We start from the raw sequence: 14,635 nt of genomic DNA, 5'->3' as shown, positions 1-14,635 counted from the left end.
AAGTGCGTGTCCGCTTGCTGTAGTTCACGAGATTGTTCCCTTACGTAGCAGGAGAGCGGGGTCCGGGATCGTACGTCAGTACGTCAGCGCAGTGCGCGTTCCTTGACGTCGGCGCCGGGCTGGGAGATGCGGTCGAGCAGGACGCCGAGGCAGACGATCGCGATGCCGGCGGTCAGGCCGAGGCCGAGGTCGCCCTTGGTGAGACCCCTGACCACGTCGACGCCGAGCGCGCCACCGCCGATCATGCCGCCGATGACGACCATGGAGAGGACCAGGACGACGCCCTGGTTGAGGGCGACGAGCAGCGCGGGCCTGGCGAGCGGCAGCTGCACCTGCCAGAGCTGCTGGCCGGTGGAGGCGCCGAGCGAGCGGGCCGCCTCCAGGGCCGAGGGGTCGACCTGCCGGATGCCCTGGGCCGTGATGCGGATGACGGCGGGCAGCGCGTAGATGACCGAGGCCACCGCGGCGGCCGCGGGGTTGGAGCCGAACAGCGCGATCATCGGGATGAGATAGATGAACGCCGGCAGGGTCTGCATGGTGTCGAGCACCGGGCGGATGCCCCGCTCCACCCAGGACACGCGGGCGGCGAGCACGCCGATGGCGAAGCCCAGGATCAGCGTGACGACCAGGGCGGCGATCACCTGCGAGAGCGTGTCCATGGAGCGGTTCCACAGCCCCATCGCGCCGATCGCGGCGAGCGCGAGCACGACGGTGACCGCCGCGCGCCAGCGGCCGGCGAGGTAGGCGAGGACACCGGCCACCAGGAGCACCGCCCACCACGGGGTGGCGAGCAGGCCGTCGAAGAGCGGGTTGATGCCCCAGCGGATGAAGCCGTTGGCCCAGGTGAGCGTGCCGCCGATGACCGGGATGCCGGAGCCGAGCTCGCGCTCGATCCAGCCGACGGCCTCGTTGATCGGCTGGGAGATGGAGATGACCCAGTTCTCGGGCCACTCCGTGCGCCCGAGCACCTGGCCGAGCACCACGGCGCCCGCGAGCACGGCGGCCGAGACGGCCCACAGGATGCGGGTGGCGACGGCGCCGCGCGCCGGTGCCGCGTCGTCGACGCGCTCGCCGAATCCGGCGGTCGTGCGGTCCAGCCAGACGGCGATCAGCACGATCGCGATGCCGGCCGGGGCCGCGAGACCCACGTCGAGGGTGGAGATCGCGGTGAAGATCGGGTCGCCAAGACCGCCGGCGCCGACGACCGTGGCGAGCACGACCATCGAAAGACACATCATGATCGTCTGGTTGAGGCCGAGCAGCATCGGCTTGCGGGCCAGCGGGAGGCGGGCCGTCCACAGCCGCTGCCAGGCGCTGGCGCCAAGCGACTGCGAGGCCTCGAGGGCCGCCGCGTCGGCGCCGCGCAGGCCGAGCGAGGTGAGCCTGGCCATCGGCGGGGCGGCGTAGATGACGGTCGCCATGAAGACGGCCGGGGTGCCGACGTCGAACATCAACACGAAGGGCAGGAGGTACGAGAAGGCCGGCAGCACCTGCATGGTGTCGAAGACCGGCCGCAGGATGCGCTCGGCACGGTCGGAGAGACCGGCCGCGAGGCCGAGGAGCACGCCGACCAGCGCCGCGACGGCGACACAGACCACCATCAGGGCGAGGGTCTCCATCGCCTCCTCCCACACGTCGAGCACGCCGATCACGGCGAACGTGCCGAAGGCGGTGCCCGCGAGGGCCAGTGCGCGGCGGCGCAGGTTCGCCCCGCCCGCGTACCAGGAGATGAGCACGGCGGCGACGGTCACACCGATGAAGCCGAGGCTCTCCAGACCGCTGAGCACCCCGTCCACGGAGGACTCGGCGGCGTTGCTGATGTGCAGCAGGAAGTACAGGAAGACCGGGTGGGTGTCGCGGTTCTGCGCCATCCAGGTGTTGACGTCGTCGAGCGGCGAGCGCACGTCGAAGGTCAGGTCGGCGGGCCAGACGCCGTTCGCGGTGACGGCCGCCGAGACGACCGCGACCAGGACGGCGCAGAGCAGCAGGATCGCCTTGGGGTTGCGCAGGAGACCGGCGAGCGGCCGGGGGCCGTCGGCCGGAGGACCCGGCGGGGACACGGTGTCCTTCTTCTCCAGGACGGGAGCCGGGGCACTCATACGGCGGCCACCGCCTTGTCCCGGGGATCGCTGTCGAGGCCCGCGACCACGGCGAGGAGCTGCTCGTGGTCGACGATGCCGAGCGTGCGGCCGTTGTCCACGACACGGCAGTACGCGCCGCTGCGGGCCACGGCCTCGATCGCGTCGACGACCAGCATGTCCGGGCCGATCGCGGCACCGGACTCGGCCTCGTCGCCCTCGGCCGGGCGCATGGCGCGGCGCACGGAGATGACCTGCTCGCGCGAGACGTCCTGGACGAAGTCGCGGACGTAGTCGTCGGCCGGGTTGGCGACGATCTCCTCGGGGGTGCCGAGCTGCACGATGGCGCCGTCGCGCATCAGCATGATGCGGTCGCCGAGGCGCAGCGCCTCGCTGAGGTCGTGGGTGATGAAGACCATCGTGCGGCCCTCTTCGCGGTGCAGGCGGATGACTTCTTCCTGCATGTCGCGGCGGATCAGCGGGTCGAGCGCGCTGAACGGCTCGTCGAAGAGGAGGACTTCGGGGTCGACGGCGAGGGCGCGGGCCAGGCCGACGCGCTGCTGCTGGCCGCCGGAGAGCTGGGTGGGGCGGCGCTCCTCCATGCCTTCGAGGCCGACCTTGGCGACGACCTCCAGGGCCTTGGCGCGGCGCTCGGCCTTGCCTACGCCCTGGATCTCCAGGCCGTAGGCGACGTTGTCGAGGACCGAACGGTGCGGCAGCAGGCCGAAGTTCTGGAAGACCATCGCGGCCTTGTGGCGGCGCAGCTCGCGCAGCTGGTTCTTGTCCATGCCGAGCACGTCCCGGCCGTCCATGGATATGGATCCGCTGGTCGGCTCGATGAGCCGGGTCAGGGTGCGCACCAGCGTCGACTTGCCGGAGCCGGACAGGCCCATGACGACGAAGACCTCGCCGCGCCGGACGTCGAAGCTGACGTCGCGCACGGCCGCCGTGCAGCCGGTGCGCTCGCGCAGCTCGACCGCGGAGAGGTCCGCGTACTCCTCGTTGCCCGGGATGCTCCGGGCCTTGGGGCCGAAGACCTTCCACAGGTCCCGGACCGCGAACACGGGCGCGGCCTCCTCGGAGGCGGGCGTCTCGGGGACAGGCGTCTTGTCAGTGGTGGTGGTCATCGGACATCACTCCCGGTCAGCAGTTCCGCGCACTTTTCCCCGACCATGAGCACTCCGATCATCGGGTTCACGGCAGGCATCGTCGGGAAGACGGATGCGTCCGCGATTCGGATTCCCTCGAGACCCCGGATCCGCAGCTCCGGGTCGACTACAGCAAGTTCATCAGCGGAAGCTCCCATTCGGCAGGTTCCCGCAGGGTGGTACACGGTGTGCGCGGCCTTGCGCACGAGTTCACCGATCTCGGCGTCGTCGGTGACGTCGGGACCGGGGAAGACCTCGCGCTTGAGCCACTTGGCGAAGGGCTCGGCCTGCGCGACCTTGCGGGCCAGCTTGATGCCGTCGACAAGAGTCTGCCCGTCGTAGTCGCCTTCGTCCTCGAAGTAACGGAAGTCGAGCGAGGGCTTTACCTCCGGGTCCGCGGATGTCAGGAAGAGACGGCCGCGGGCACGGGACTTGGGGATGTTGGGCGTCATCGAGACACCGTGCTCCGGGCGTTCGTAGCCCAGGCGCTCCGGGTTGTCCGTGAAGGGGATCTGGTAGAAGTGGAACATCAGATCGGGGCCCTTGTGGTCCGGGTCCCGCTTCACGAACAGGCCCGCGTCGGAGTCCATCGCGGAGTTGCCGGGGATCGGTCCTTCGGTCTCCCAGACGATGACCGACTCGGGGTGGTCGATGAGGTTCTCGCCGACGCCCGGGAGATCGTGTACGACGGGGATGCCGAGGGCTTCGAGGTCCTTGGCGGGGCCGATGCCGGAGAGCATGAGCAGCCGGGGCGTGTCGACGGCGCCCGCGCAGACGAGCACCTCGCGGCGGGCGGTGAGCAGCTGCTCGGCGCCGTCCTTCGTACGGATGTGCACGCCGCGCGCGGTCGTGCCGTCGAGCTCCAGCCTGGTGGCCCACGTCTCCAGGAACAGCCGCAGGTTGGGGCGGTCGCCGGCCTCCATGTGGGGGTGCAGGTAGGCGACGGACGCGGAGGAGCGCTTGTTGTTCTCCGGGTGGTACGACAGGTCGAAGAAGCCGACGCCCTCGTCGAAGGGCTTGTCGTTGAAGCCGACGACCTCGGGGACGCCGAGCGCGGTCTTGGCCGCCTCGACCCAGTCGGTGGCGATCTGGTTCTGGTCCTTCTTGGCGACGCGCACGATGTTGTTGCGCAGCTTGCCGAAGAAGGGGTCCATCGCGGCCGAGCCCCAGCCGGTGGCGCCCGCCTCTTCCCACTCGTCCCAGTCGGACGGCAGCGGCTTGAACGAGATCAGGGTGTTGTGCGACGAGCAGCCGCCCAGGACCTTGGCGCGGCTGTGCAGGATGTGCGAGTTGCCGCGCGGCTGCTCGGTGGTCGTGTAGCCGTAGTCGAGGTCGCCGCCGAGCAGGCCGAGCCAGCGGCGCAGCGTGAGGACGTCCTCGCGGTCGATGTCGCTGGGGCCGCCCTCGATGACGGCGACGGTGACGTCCGGGTCCTCGGTGAGGCGGGATGCGATCACCGAACCGGCGGTGCCGCCGCCGACGATGACGTAGTCGTACTGGGTGGTCTCAGCCATGCGTGCTGCTCCTCTTCCTGCGAGGTGTCGTGCAAAGTGCTTGCGCGTAGTGAGCGGGGAGTGCTCGGACCTGCCGACATGCAGCGTGCGCGGGGGCGGCGGAACCGCCCCCGCGCACGCCGTGACGAGTCGGGGCTAGCCCGCGAACCAGCGGACCGGCCGCGGCGCGAGGTTCTGGTAGATGTGCTTGGACTCGCGGTACTCGGCGAGTCCGGCGGGTCCGAGCTCGCGCCCGACGCCGCTCTTGCCGAAGCCGCCCCACTCGGCCTGCGGAAGGTAGGGGTGGAAGTCGTTGATCCAGACCGTGCCGTGGCGCAGGCGCCGCGCCATGCGGCGCCCGAGGCCCGCGTCATTGGTCCAGACGGCACCCGCGAGACCGTACTCGGTGTCGTTGGCCAGCGCGACCGCTTCGTCCTCGGTGCGGAAGGTCTCGACGGTCAGGACCGGGCCGAAGACCTCCTCGCGCACGACGCGCATCTCGCGGTGGCACTGGTCGAGGACGGTCGGCTCGTAGAAGTAGCCGGTCGCGGGGCGCACGTCGCTGGGCTCGGGGCGCTTGCCGCCGGAGCGCAGGACCGCGCCTTCCTCCAGCGCGGAGGCGACGTACGCCTCGGTCTTCTCGCGCTGCTGCCGCGAGACGAGCGGGCCGCACTCGACGCCGGCCTCGGTGCCGCGGCCGAGCTTGATGCGGCGTGCGCGGCGGGCGAGTTCGGCGACGAAGCGCTCGCGCACCGACTCCTCGATGATGAGGCGGCCACCGGCGGAGCAGACCTGCCCGCTGTGGATGAAGGCGGCGTTCAGCGCCTGGTCGACCGCGGTGTCGAAGCCTTCTTCGGTGGCGCAGGCGTCGGCGAAGACGACGTTCGGGTTCTTGCCGCCGAGTTCGAGGGCGACCTTCTTCACGCCGAGGGCGGCGGCCTGCGCGACCTTGGTGCCGGAGACGAGGCCGCCGGTGAAGGAGACCAAGTCGACGTCGGGGTGGTCGGACAGGCGCGCGCCGACGGTGTGGCCGGGGCCGGTCACGATGTTGGCGACGCCGGCCGGCAGGCCCGCCTCGACGAGCAGCTCGATCAGCACGACCGTCGTCAGCGGAGTGACCTCACTCGGCTTGATGACGAAGGTGTTGCCCGCGGCGAGCGCGGGGGCGATCTTCCAGCTGGCCTGGAGGAGGGGGTAGTTCCAGGGCGTGATCATCGTGCAGACGCCGACCGGCTCGTGCACGACGACGCTGTGGATGTCGTCGGACCCGGCGTCGACGACACGGCCTGCGCCCTCGCCGATCACCAGGTCGGCGAAGTAACGGAAGGCGTCGGCCACGCAGTCGACGTCGACCCGGCCCTCCTCGACGGTCTTGCCCGCGTCGCGGCTCTCCAGGAGCCCGATCTTCTCCCGGTCGCGTACGAGGAGGTCCGCCACGCGGCGCAGCAGCGCGGCCCGTTCGGCCACGGGTGTGGCCGGCCACGGTCCGTGGTCGAACGCCTCGCGCGCGGCGGCGATGGCCGCGTCGGTGTCCTCGGTGCCGCCCTCGGCGATCGTTGCGAACGGCTTGGCGTCAGCCGGGTCGAGAATCTCGCGTGTGGCGCCGGAGAGGGCGTCGCGCCACTCCCCGCCCACGTGGATGGTCTGTTGTGCCGACACGTCCCGTTTGCCTTCCGTTCCTGTCATACGCCCCGCCTGTCACCCGCGGTAGCCGGGAGCACATGCCCCGGAGTGAAGAAACCATGCGCATTACATAACTGAAAGTGCGCTGTGTCACTGCGCGTGCGGGTACCTGGGGCGATACGTACGCCGGAAGAACGGTTTGTCCGTGGAGAGTGCGCCATGCCGCCACCCTCCGGGAAACGCGCGGCCGTTACGCGGTGCGCGTGCCGAGCTCCGCCAGCATCCGCCGCTGGTGCCGGTGGCCGACCGTCTCGTAGCCGATCACGGTGACGAACGGCGCGAGCATGACCACGAGCAGGCACACCGCGATGGACGCGCCGGCGGCGGCCAGCAGGACCGCGGCGAGCAGCACGGCGAGGGTGAGGGCGAGCAGGAGCAGGTGGAAGCGGTCGGCCGCGGACAGCAGGAGGGTGTGCAGCAGATAGACCATGCTGAGGAAGACGCCGACCGGCAGCGCGAGCGAGAGGACCACGCCCGTGCCGGAGAGCTCTGCGTGGTGCTCCATGTACAGGCCCGCCACGTGCAGTCCCGCGCCGGCTCCGGCGATGCCGATGAACACCGGGATGTGACCGTAGCCGAAGAGGTACCCGCGGCTGCGGCGGTGCACCAGGATGTCGCCGAACGGCGTCATGAAGTACGTCCACCACATGCCGAAGGTCAGGCCCACCCCGGCGACCACGACCGCGACCGCGTTCCCGGTCCAGTGGGTGCCGTCGCCGCCGCCCAGGAGGTCGCCGGAGGAGGCGACGGTACCGACGACGCCCTCGCCCAGCGTGATGATCGCGAACAGGCCGTATCGCTCGGCGACATGGTGCGGGTGCCACGGGGTGCCGCCGGCGGAGCCCTGCGTGAGCACCGGCAGGAGGAGTTCGAGGGCGCCCAGGACGCCGAACGCGACGAAGACGGCGGCGACGGGCAGCTGGAGGAAGGCCACGACGATCCAGCCGACCTGGGCGATCACCGTCCAGCGGATGTTGGCCATGCCGACGGCGTGGAACGACGGGGACTGCCGGGCGGCGCGATACCACTGGAGCACCATCGCGATCCGCATCACGACGTACCCGATGACCATGGCGCGCAGTTCGAGGTGGCCGCCCTCCTCCACGGAGTGGAACAGCGCGGGCAGTCCGAGCGCGAAGACGACCACGCCGATCATCTGCACCATCGTCAGGGCCCGGTAGAGCCAGTCGTCGGTGGCGAAGGCGGAGGCGAACCAGCTGAAGCTGATCCAGGCGACGCTGATCGCGAACATGGCCAGGACGAACGCGACGACCGCCTGGCCCGCGTGCCCTTCGGCGACCATCTCGGCGAACTGGGACGACGCCGTGCCGACCGCGACCACGAAGGTCAGGTCGAACAGCAGCTCCAGGGGCGAGGAGACCCGGCCGTGCTCCTCGGGGTCGCGGCCGGTCATCGGAATCAGCCGGCGCGACAGGCCGCGCGGGCCGGGACCGGCGGGCTCGCGGTGCTTGTCGGCGTTCTGAGGATCGTTCATGCGCGCCATCATTTCCGACACGGGCGCCCGGCACGCCCGCGCCGCACTCAGGAGATGTCGTCGTCGGGGTCCGCGGGCTCGTCCTGTACGGCGAGTCCCGCCACCCACAGCGGCATCAGCCAGTGCACGACGAACGCGGTGAAGAGCACGGGGAAGAGCAGCCCTTCGGCCTCCCACCCCTGGTACGCGGCGAATCCGGCGCAGACCGCCGCCGCCAGGAGCAGCCACAGCATGTTCTGCCGGGCGCGCGCCGCGACGCGGACCCGCTCCGCGCGCTGCCGCTCGTCGAGGACGCGTTCGCGCAGTTCGAGGAGGCCGCGCGTGGCGCCGTTGATGACACCGGTGGCGACGCACCACGGAAGCAGCAGCGCGAGCATCGTCCACATCGCCCAGCGCTGGTCGCCGACGACCGTGAGCAGCCAGGCCACGACGCTCGCCACGGTCAGCGCGATGTGGGCGCCGACCGCGAGCCGCCTGCGCCCGGCGGTGGCGTACATCGGTGCGCCCTCGCGCCGGTTCATGAGCGCGAGCATCCGCCGGTCGTAGGCGGTCATCCGCCGCGTGCCCGTCCCCGTCTCCCGCACCCGCTGGTCCGTCATCCCTGACTCCTGCCGTAGACCTCGTCCGTGAGCGGGCGGAACGGCTCCAGGGAGAACAGCGCCTCCACCGGGAGCCCGAAGAATCCCGCGATCTTCAGTGCCAGGTCGAGGCTGGGGTTGTACTGCCCGCGCTCGATGTAGCCGATGGTCTGGTAGTGGACCCCCACCGCCTCGGCCAGGCTCTGGCGCGACACTTTCCGCTCCGCGCGCACCATCGCCAACCTGTTGTGCACCTGCTCGCTCATGTATAAGAAGTACTACATTACTGAGCAGGGGCGCAACAGAGAGAAGGGAGGTCGCGCATCACGGCGTGGCACAGGCCTCGTCGGGCGGGCAGAACCACGACAGGACGGTGGACATGAACTCCTCCTCGTCGTCCCTGCCGTCCGCGTCGGAGCCGTACACCGCCACGGCGTACAGCTGTCCGTCCACCGCCTCGAAGCGGTGGTCGATGACGTGCCAGGTGCCGATGTCCGGTTCGCCCTTGAACCCGTCGGCGACGTATTCGAGCCGGGCCGCGGGGCGGCCGTCGTCGTTCCTGCGCTTCAGCGCGCCGATCCGGTCGAAGCCGCCGGGCATCCGGGTCTCGTCGAGCCAGGTGCGCAGCGAGGCGTACGGCGACGACTCGCTCACCCGGTACACCTGGAGCCGCGCGTCCCCCTGCGGGCTGCGGTAGTTGACGACGTTGAACTCGGCGCTCGGTTCGACCAGGTCACGCACCCACCCCCGCGGCACCGCGAGGCGGTACCCCTCCTCGTCGAACACCTCCTCGTACGGAGCGGGCGGCACCCCCGAGGGCGACGGTGCGGCGGTGTCGCCCTCCGTGCCCGCGTCCGCCGCCTCGTGCGGCGGCTGTTCGAGCACCGTCAGATACCCCGTCGGCCGCGGCTCGTCCTTCCAGCCGAGCGCCCAGCCCCCGAAGGCGAGTCCGCACACGGCGAGCACCGCCACGACACCGCGCAGCGCTTTGCCCTGGAGGACCGCGTCCCGGTCGTGGAGCTCGGCGATCCGTCGTTCCTCGTCGTGCGCGACCCACTCCTGGCGGTCGGCGTCGAAGATGCGCACCGCTCGTCCCTCGTCCCTCGTCCCTCAGCCCGTGATCTGGGCGATCGCTTGCAGGACGGCCGTCACGGACGCGGCGGTCGCGGCGGCGGCGCCGTACTGCTCCAGGCGGGTGCGGAGCGCGCCGAGCGGGCCCGGCGCGCTGCGGCCCGCGCGGCTGATCTCACCCTCCACCTCGCCCAGTTCGGCGTCCAGCGCCTCGTCGTCGGCCGTGCGCCCGTCGGCCCGGCCCAGTTCGGCGCGCAGGGCCCGGACCTGGGTGAGCAGATGCTGCTGCTTGGGGTCGGCCGCCACCACCGTGTGGTTGGTGGACTCCGCCTTGCCGTGCGACCCGAAGGCCTGTGAACCGCCGGTGATCGAACCGATCTGGACGTGTGCGCCGCCGCCGGCGTCCTGCTCGCCGCTCATGCCGTGCTCCTCTCGGTGTGCGTGGCCTGGCCGTGGGAGCCGGTGGCGAGCGCGCCGCCGGACATCTCCGAGATGTAGACCCCGCTGTTGGTGATCTGCGTGATGTTCTGTTCCAGGCGGTCCGTGCGGAAGCCGCCGGCCCGCAGCGCGTCCCGGACGCCTTCGCCGATGCGGTCCTGGAGCGTGCGGATGTAGCGGGCGACGTCCATCTGCTGGAAGAGCGAGAGGTCGTCGGTGCTGGCCAGTTCGCGCAGCGAGACCAGCGGGGCGTCCGGCGGCCGCCGCACGGGAGCGCCGACGCCCAGCCAGGAGCACACGGTCCGCAGGGCGCGCACGACGGGCGTGTCGGGGGTCTCGGGGTGCGTGAGCCAGAGCCGGAACGAGGGGACGAGCGAGGGCAGCGTGCGCAGGGCGGCGACACCGACCGCCACACCGACCGCGGGCCCGTCGACGCAGGCGCGCAGGGCGTCGCGGACGGGCCCCTCCGGTTCGCCGGCCACGAGCGTGTCGACCTCGCGGAACTCGGGGACGATCGGCCCGAGCACGTGCGGCACCACTTCGAGGACCAGCATGCCGCCCTGGGTGTGCACCCTGACCAGGAGCGAGACGACGACCTGTTCGTTCCAGGCGCCGACCCGGATCCGCAGGAAGTGGCGCCGCGCCTCCCCGCCCTCGCCGGCCGCCCGTTCGAGATGGCGGGCCGCCTGCCCGGCGTCGTAGAGCCCCGCGGTCTCGTACCCCTGTCCGGTGTAGAGCTGTTCGTCGCGGCCCGCGCCCGCCGGGAGGTAGACGACCTCCTCGATCTCCAGGTCCCGCAGCCGGTCCACGCTGGTGGCCGCGGCCGATCTGCGCAGGTCCTTCAGGCGGGGCTCGATCATCCTGATGACCTCGCGCGCGGCGAGCGGTTCGTACGTCCGCTGGGGCGGCACTCCGCCCTCCACGTCCTGGTCGGCACGCTGGAGTTCGAGCACGACCGACCACGGTTTACGGGGCTTTCCGGCGCCCACGAAGGGGCGGTTGGCGTCGTAGAGGGTGACCCGGGCGTTCTGCTCGCGGTGGATGCAGTCGACGATGCGGGAGAACCGCCGCGGAACCCGGGGCTGTTCGGTCTCGGCGAAGGCCTGCCGGGAGAGCTGGGAGCGCAGGGCCCGCTTGCGCAGGAACTGGTGGCGCCACACCACGGCCGCGACGAGCAGCGGGAAGATCACGGGGTACGGGGTGTCCTTGATGACGGCGAACGCGGCGTATCCGTACGCCGCGGCGCCCCACCACACGAACGCGGTCACCAGCCAGCCGATCCGGCGCCGCAGCCAGGCCAGCGGGGCCGGCAGCTCCACCCGCCGCAGGATGCCGCCGTCCGCGCCCCGGCCGGAGACGATCCGCGCCAGCCACAGCGAGAGGACGACCACGGCGTACGCCATCGCCCAGCCGCCCGGCACGAAGGAGCCGAGCGTGCCGTCGGGGCCCGTGTCCACGAGGTCGTCCGGGTCGAAGGCGAGCAGCGCGAGATCGACCCCGGAGACGCCGGACGTTCCGCCCCGGTCGTCTTCGAGCGTGTCCCAGAGCATCACCGCGTCGGTGACGAGGAACCCGGTCCACACGGCTGCCAGGAGCAGCGCGGTGAACAACTCCTCGCGCCGGGCGCGCAGCGCGTGCGCGAGCACCGGAAGCACGTCGGCACCGAGCGGGGGCGCCACGGGGCGCTCCGCGTGGCCGACGAGTTCTGAGACGACCCGCCTGCGGAAGGCCGCGTCCAGATGGACGCCGGCGCACAGCAGTCTGGTGGCCTCGGTGTGAGCTGCCATGGCCAACTCCGTTGAGGGGAAGCGGAATTGGATCGTAACGGAGCGTGCACCCACGGGCCACGGAAAGGTGATGATGCCCCTCGAACAAGTGAATCCGAGCAAGTGAACGAGGGGCCGCACGCGCCTCGCCCCCGGCGGCCGATGGGGGCTGCCGGGGGCGAGGCGGAGAAAACGCCGTACGGGACGGGCCGTACGGGGGCGTACTAGATGAGGCCGAGGCCGCGGACCGCCTCGCGCTCCTCGGTGAGCTCCTTGACGGACGCGTCGATGCGCGTGCGCGAGAACTCGTTGATGTCCAGGCCCTGGACGATCTCGTACTTGCCGTCCTTGGTGGTGACGGGGAAGGAGGAGATGAGGCCCTCCGGAACGCCGTACGAACCGTCGGACGGGATGCCCATGGAGGTCCAGTCGCCGGCGGCCGTGCCGTTGACCCACGTGTGCACGTGGTCGATGGCGGCGTTGGCGGCGGAGGCGGCCGAGGACGCGCCACGGGCCTCGATGATCGCGGCGCCGCGCTTGGCGACGGTCGGGATGAACTCGTCGGCGAGCCAGGTCTGGTCGCTCACGACGTCCGCGGCGTTCTTGCCGGCGATCTCCGCGTGGAAGATGTCGGGGTACTGGGTGGCCGAGTGGTTGCCCCAGATGGTGAGGCGCTTGATGTCGGAGACCGGGGCGCCGGTCTTCTTCGACAGCTGCGACAGGGCGCGGTTGTGGTCCAGGCGGGTCATCGCGGTGAAGCGCTCGGCCGGTACGTCCGGGGCGGCGGCCTGCGCGATGAGCGCGTTCGTGTTGGCCGGGTTGCCCACGACGAGGACCTTGATGTCGTCCGCGGCGTTGTCGTTGATCGCCTTGCCCTGGGGCTTGAAGATGCCGCCGTTGGCGGAGAGCAGGTCGCCGCGCTCCATGCCCTTGGTGCGGGGGCGGGCGCCGACGAGGAGGGCGACGTTGGCGCCGTCGAAGGCGACGTTCGGGTCGTCGCTGATCTCGATCGAGTTCAGCAGCGGGAAGGCGCAGTCGTCGAGCTCCATGGCGGTGCCCTCGGCGGCCTTCAGGGCCGGCGTGATCTCGAGCAGTCGCAGATTGACCGGCACGTCCGCGCCGAGCAGGTGGCCCGAGGCGATGCGGAAGAGCAGCGCGTAGCCGATCTGGCCGGCCGCGCCGGTGACGGTGACATTCACGGGAGTGCGGGTCATGGCGATCTCCGTAAGACAGCTGGCGGTGGGGGTCCCTGCCCCTTGTGCTGGATCCCCAAGGACGCCCTCGATGATCGATCTCTTGGCATCAAGAGAGATCCGCCGCTCAGGCTATCGCGCCCCGCCGACCCCCGAACCCCGGGAGGGTGTGGCCCACCCCACAAAGATCCGGACGCGGCGTACGACCGCCGTCGGAGGGCGAAGAACCGCAGGAAGACGGGGTCCGCGGGCCTCCGGAAAAATTCCGCGAAATCAACAGGCATGTCTTGCACAGGTCCGGGCACACGCACGAGTACCCCCACGGGAGTGGTCACACCCCCAGGCGGCCGCCACGCTCCCCCCCCTGTGTTGGCGGCCGCCACCTCCCGGTGGTCACTCCCGACGTTCCGGACCCGGCTGCACCGACACGGTGCAGCCGGTCTGGACCTACTTGGTGCAGCCGGTCTGGCCGGCCTTGAGGGTCGCGCACGCCTCCGCCGTGGCACCGTCCTTGACGGCCACCATCGGCGTGTACGCGTCGAAGTCCGCGTTGACCGTTCCGTTCTGCTTGGCGCCGTCGCCGGAGATCGTGACCTTGTCGCCCGGGGCCGCCTGCGTGATGCGCGCCCAGGCCGCACCGCACGTCTTGCTGTAGCGGACCTCGACCACGGCCTTGCCCACCGTCGCGCGTGTCGTCGTGGTGGCCAGCTCGCCGCCGCAGCCCATGGTCTCCGGGTCCTTGCCGGTGCAGCTCTTGCCGCTGCACTCGACGCCCGCGGGCAGGTCCTTCTGGCTGGTGCTCGGCGTCGTCGGCGGCTTCGCGCTCTCCTTGCCCTTGTCGTCCTTGCCCAGGTCGGTCAGGAAGACCGCAGCGGCGATGACGACGAGCGCGCCGACGACCCCCGCGAGGAACATCGTCAGCTTCCTGCGCCGCCGCTGCCGGTCGGGCGAGTCGGCGCCTCGCGCCGGGGCGGCCGGGCCGGACGGCGCCGCCGCGGGCCCCTGGCCGCCGACGGGTCCGTACGACGGTGTCTGCGGCGGCACCGTGGGCGAGACGCCCGCGGGGCCCGCGACGCCGGTGACGCCGCCGCCCGCGCGGCCGTGGCGCCCGGCGGAGCCGGTGGCCGCTCCCGCGGCTCCGGTGCGCGCGGCGCCGCTGTCCCCCTTGCCGCCGCTCTTGGGCGGGTTGGGGCCGAGCTCGCCGAGCGCGGCCCGCGCCTGGGAGATCCGGATCGCCTGCATGGTCATGTCGTGGCGCATCTCGGAGCGGCTCCAGGCGCGCTCCGCGAGCTCCCACATGGTGATGAGGTGCACGGGATTGGTGCCCGTCACCTCGGCGAGCGCGACGATCGCACCCTTCGGGGCGAGCAGCCGCCCGTTCAGATAGCGCTCCCACGACGTCTTGCTGTACCCGGTGCGGTCCGACACCGCCGCGATGCTCAGACCACTGCGGTCGACGAGCCTGCGCAACTGGCTGGCGAACTCCCTGACCTGCGGATCCAGCTCATCCGGTAGCGCCTTCCAACGAGGCATTTGCTTCCCCTCATCCCCCCGTACGTGCCAACGTGCCCCCGCGCGTGGTTCCCCCCGCTCTGCCTCTGAGGCAGCCCCCGCTTTTCCTGCCATGGGCTACCCAAAGGGATGCCAAAAGTCAGGATGTCAGTTCCCGGACCGGGGGCGTACGGGAGCATC

At 71.2% G+C, this 14,635-nt stretch carries 12 protein-coding genes; all 12 read right to left on the bottom strand.

The genetic code is table 11. The features are described 5' to 3' along the window. Positions 1 to 83: 83 nt before the first annotated feature. Positions 84 to 2,099, bottom strand: a complete 2,016-nt coding sequence (locus tag QBL25_RS25305) for an ABC transporter permease (RefSeq protein WP_409059262.1) — start codon at positions 2,097 to 2,099, stop codon at positions 84 to 86. Beyond that, on the bottom strand, positions 2,096 to 3,205 hold the full coding sequence (locus tag QBL25_RS25300; protein WP_409059261.1) for a glycine betaine/L-proline ABC transporter ATP-binding protein: 1,110 nt from the start codon (positions 3,203 to 3,205) through the stop codon (positions 2,096 to 2,098). The genes QBL25_RS25305 and QBL25_RS25300 overlap by 4 nt, the downstream gene beginning before the upstream one ends. Beyond that, complete coding sequence (locus QBL25_RS25295) at positions 3,202 to 4,740, bottom strand: GMC family oxidoreductase (RefSeq protein WP_409059260.1); 1,539 nt, start codon at positions 4,738 to 4,740, stop codon at positions 3,202 to 3,204. The genes QBL25_RS25300 and QBL25_RS25295 overlap by 4 nt, the downstream gene beginning before the upstream one ends. A gap of 135 nt (positions 4,741 to 4,875) precedes the next feature. Beyond that, positions 4,876 to 6,405, bottom strand: coding sequence for an aldehyde dehydrogenase family protein (locus QBL25_RS25290; RefSeq protein WP_409059259.1), 1,530 nt, complete (start codon positions 6,403 to 6,405; stop codon positions 4,876 to 4,878). A gap of 187 nt (positions 6,406 to 6,592) precedes the next feature. After that, positions 6,593 to 7,816 (bottom strand): low temperature requirement protein A, encoded by a 1,224-nt coding sequence (locus QBL25_RS25285; protein ID WP_409062766.1) that lies wholly within the window; start codon positions 7,814 to 7,816, stop codon positions 6,593 to 6,595. Between the two features lie 128 nt (positions 7,817 to 7,944). Continuing rightward, positions 7,945 to 8,496: a hypothetical protein gene (locus QBL25_RS25280; protein WP_409059258.1), complete on the bottom strand. Its 552-nt coding sequence runs from the start codon at positions 8,494 to 8,496 to the stop codon at positions 7,945 to 7,947. Then, on the bottom strand, positions 8,493 to 8,741 hold the full coding sequence (locus QBL25_RS25275) for a helix-turn-helix transcriptional regulator (protein WP_409059257.1): 249 nt from the start codon (positions 8,739 to 8,741) through the stop codon (positions 8,493 to 8,495). Before QBL25_RS25275 ends, QBL25_RS25280 begins: the two co-directional genes overlap by 4 nt. 58 nt (positions 8,742 to 8,799) lie before the next feature. After that, entirely contained in the window at positions 8,800 to 9,561 is a 762-nt protein-coding gene (locus QBL25_RS25270) for a hypothetical protein (protein ID WP_409059256.1), read from the bottom strand. 24 nt (positions 9,562 to 9,585) lie between these two features. Further along, on the bottom strand, positions 9,586 to 9,966 hold the full coding sequence (locus QBL25_RS25265) for a hypothetical protein (protein ID WP_409059255.1): 381 nt from the start codon (positions 9,964 to 9,966) through the stop codon (positions 9,586 to 9,588). Continuing rightward, positions 9,963 to 11,771, bottom strand: coding sequence for a hypothetical protein (locus QBL25_RS25260; protein WP_409059254.1), 1,809 nt, complete (start codon positions 11,769 to 11,771; stop codon positions 9,963 to 9,965). The genes QBL25_RS25265 and QBL25_RS25260 overlap by 4 nt, the downstream gene beginning before the upstream one ends. A gap of 203 nt (positions 11,772 to 11,974) precedes the next feature. After that, entirely contained in the window at positions 11,975 to 12,964 is a 990-nt protein-coding gene (locus QBL25_RS25255; RefSeq protein ID WP_409059253.1) for a malate dehydrogenase, read from the bottom strand. 426 nt (positions 12,965 to 13,390) lie between these two features. Continuing rightward, complete coding sequence (locus QBL25_RS25250; protein ID WP_409059252.1) at positions 13,391 to 14,476, bottom strand: XRE family transcriptional regulator; 1,086 nt, start codon at positions 14,474 to 14,476, stop codon at positions 13,391 to 13,393. Positions 14,477 to 14,635: the final 159 nt, after the last annotated feature.

The sequence above is a fragment of the Streptomyces sp. SYP-A7185 genome (assembly GCF_046103685.1).
Taxonomy (GTDB): domain Bacteria; phylum Actinomycetota; class Actinomycetes; order Streptomycetales; family Streptomycetaceae; genus Streptomyces.
Note: the sequence above shows the minus strand (reverse complement) of the source record. Positions and strands in the feature narration are given on the sequence as shown.

Coding starts and splice junctions, on each gene's coding strand:
- QBL25_RS25305 (WP_409059262.1), bottom strand. CDS start 2,099: ATGAGTGCCCCGGCTCCCGTCCTGGAGAAGAAGGACACCGTGTCCCCG.
- QBL25_RS25300 (WP_409059261.1), bottom strand. CDS start 3,205: ATGACCACCACCACTGACAAGACGCCTGTCCCCGAGACGCCCGCCTCC.
- QBL25_RS25295 (WP_409059260.1), bottom strand. CDS start 4,740: ATGGCTGAGACCACCCAGTACGACTACGTCATCGTCGGCGGCGGCACC.
- QBL25_RS25290 (WP_409059259.1), bottom strand. CDS start 6,405: ATGACAGGAACGGAAGGCAAACGGGACGTGTCGGCACAACAGACCATC.
- QBL25_RS25285 (WP_409062766.1), bottom strand. CDS start 7,816: ATGACCGGCCGCGACCCCGAGGAGCACGGCCGGGTCTCCTCGCCCCTG.
- QBL25_RS25280 (WP_409059258.1), bottom strand. CDS start 8,496: ATGACGGACCAGCGGGTGCGGGAGACGGGGACGGGCACGCGGCGGATG.
- QBL25_RS25275 (WP_409059257.1), bottom strand. CDS start 8,741: ATGAGCGAGCAGGTGCACAACAGGTTGGCGATGGTGCGCGCGGAGCGG.
- QBL25_RS25265 (WP_409059255.1), bottom strand. CDS start 9,966: ATGAGCGGCGAGCAGGACGCCGGCGGCGGCGCACACGTCCAGATCGGT.
- QBL25_RS25260 (WP_409059254.1), bottom strand. CDS start 11,771: ATGGCAGCTCACACCGAGGCCACCAGACTGCTGTGCGCCGGCGTCCAT.
- QBL25_RS25255 (WP_409059253.1), bottom strand. CDS start 12,964: ATGACCCGCACTCCCGTGAATGTCACCGTCACCGGCGCGGCCGGCCAG.
- QBL25_RS25250 (WP_409059252.1), bottom strand. CDS start 14,476: ATGCCTCGTTGGAAGGCGCTACCGGATGAGCTGGATCCGCAGGTCAGG.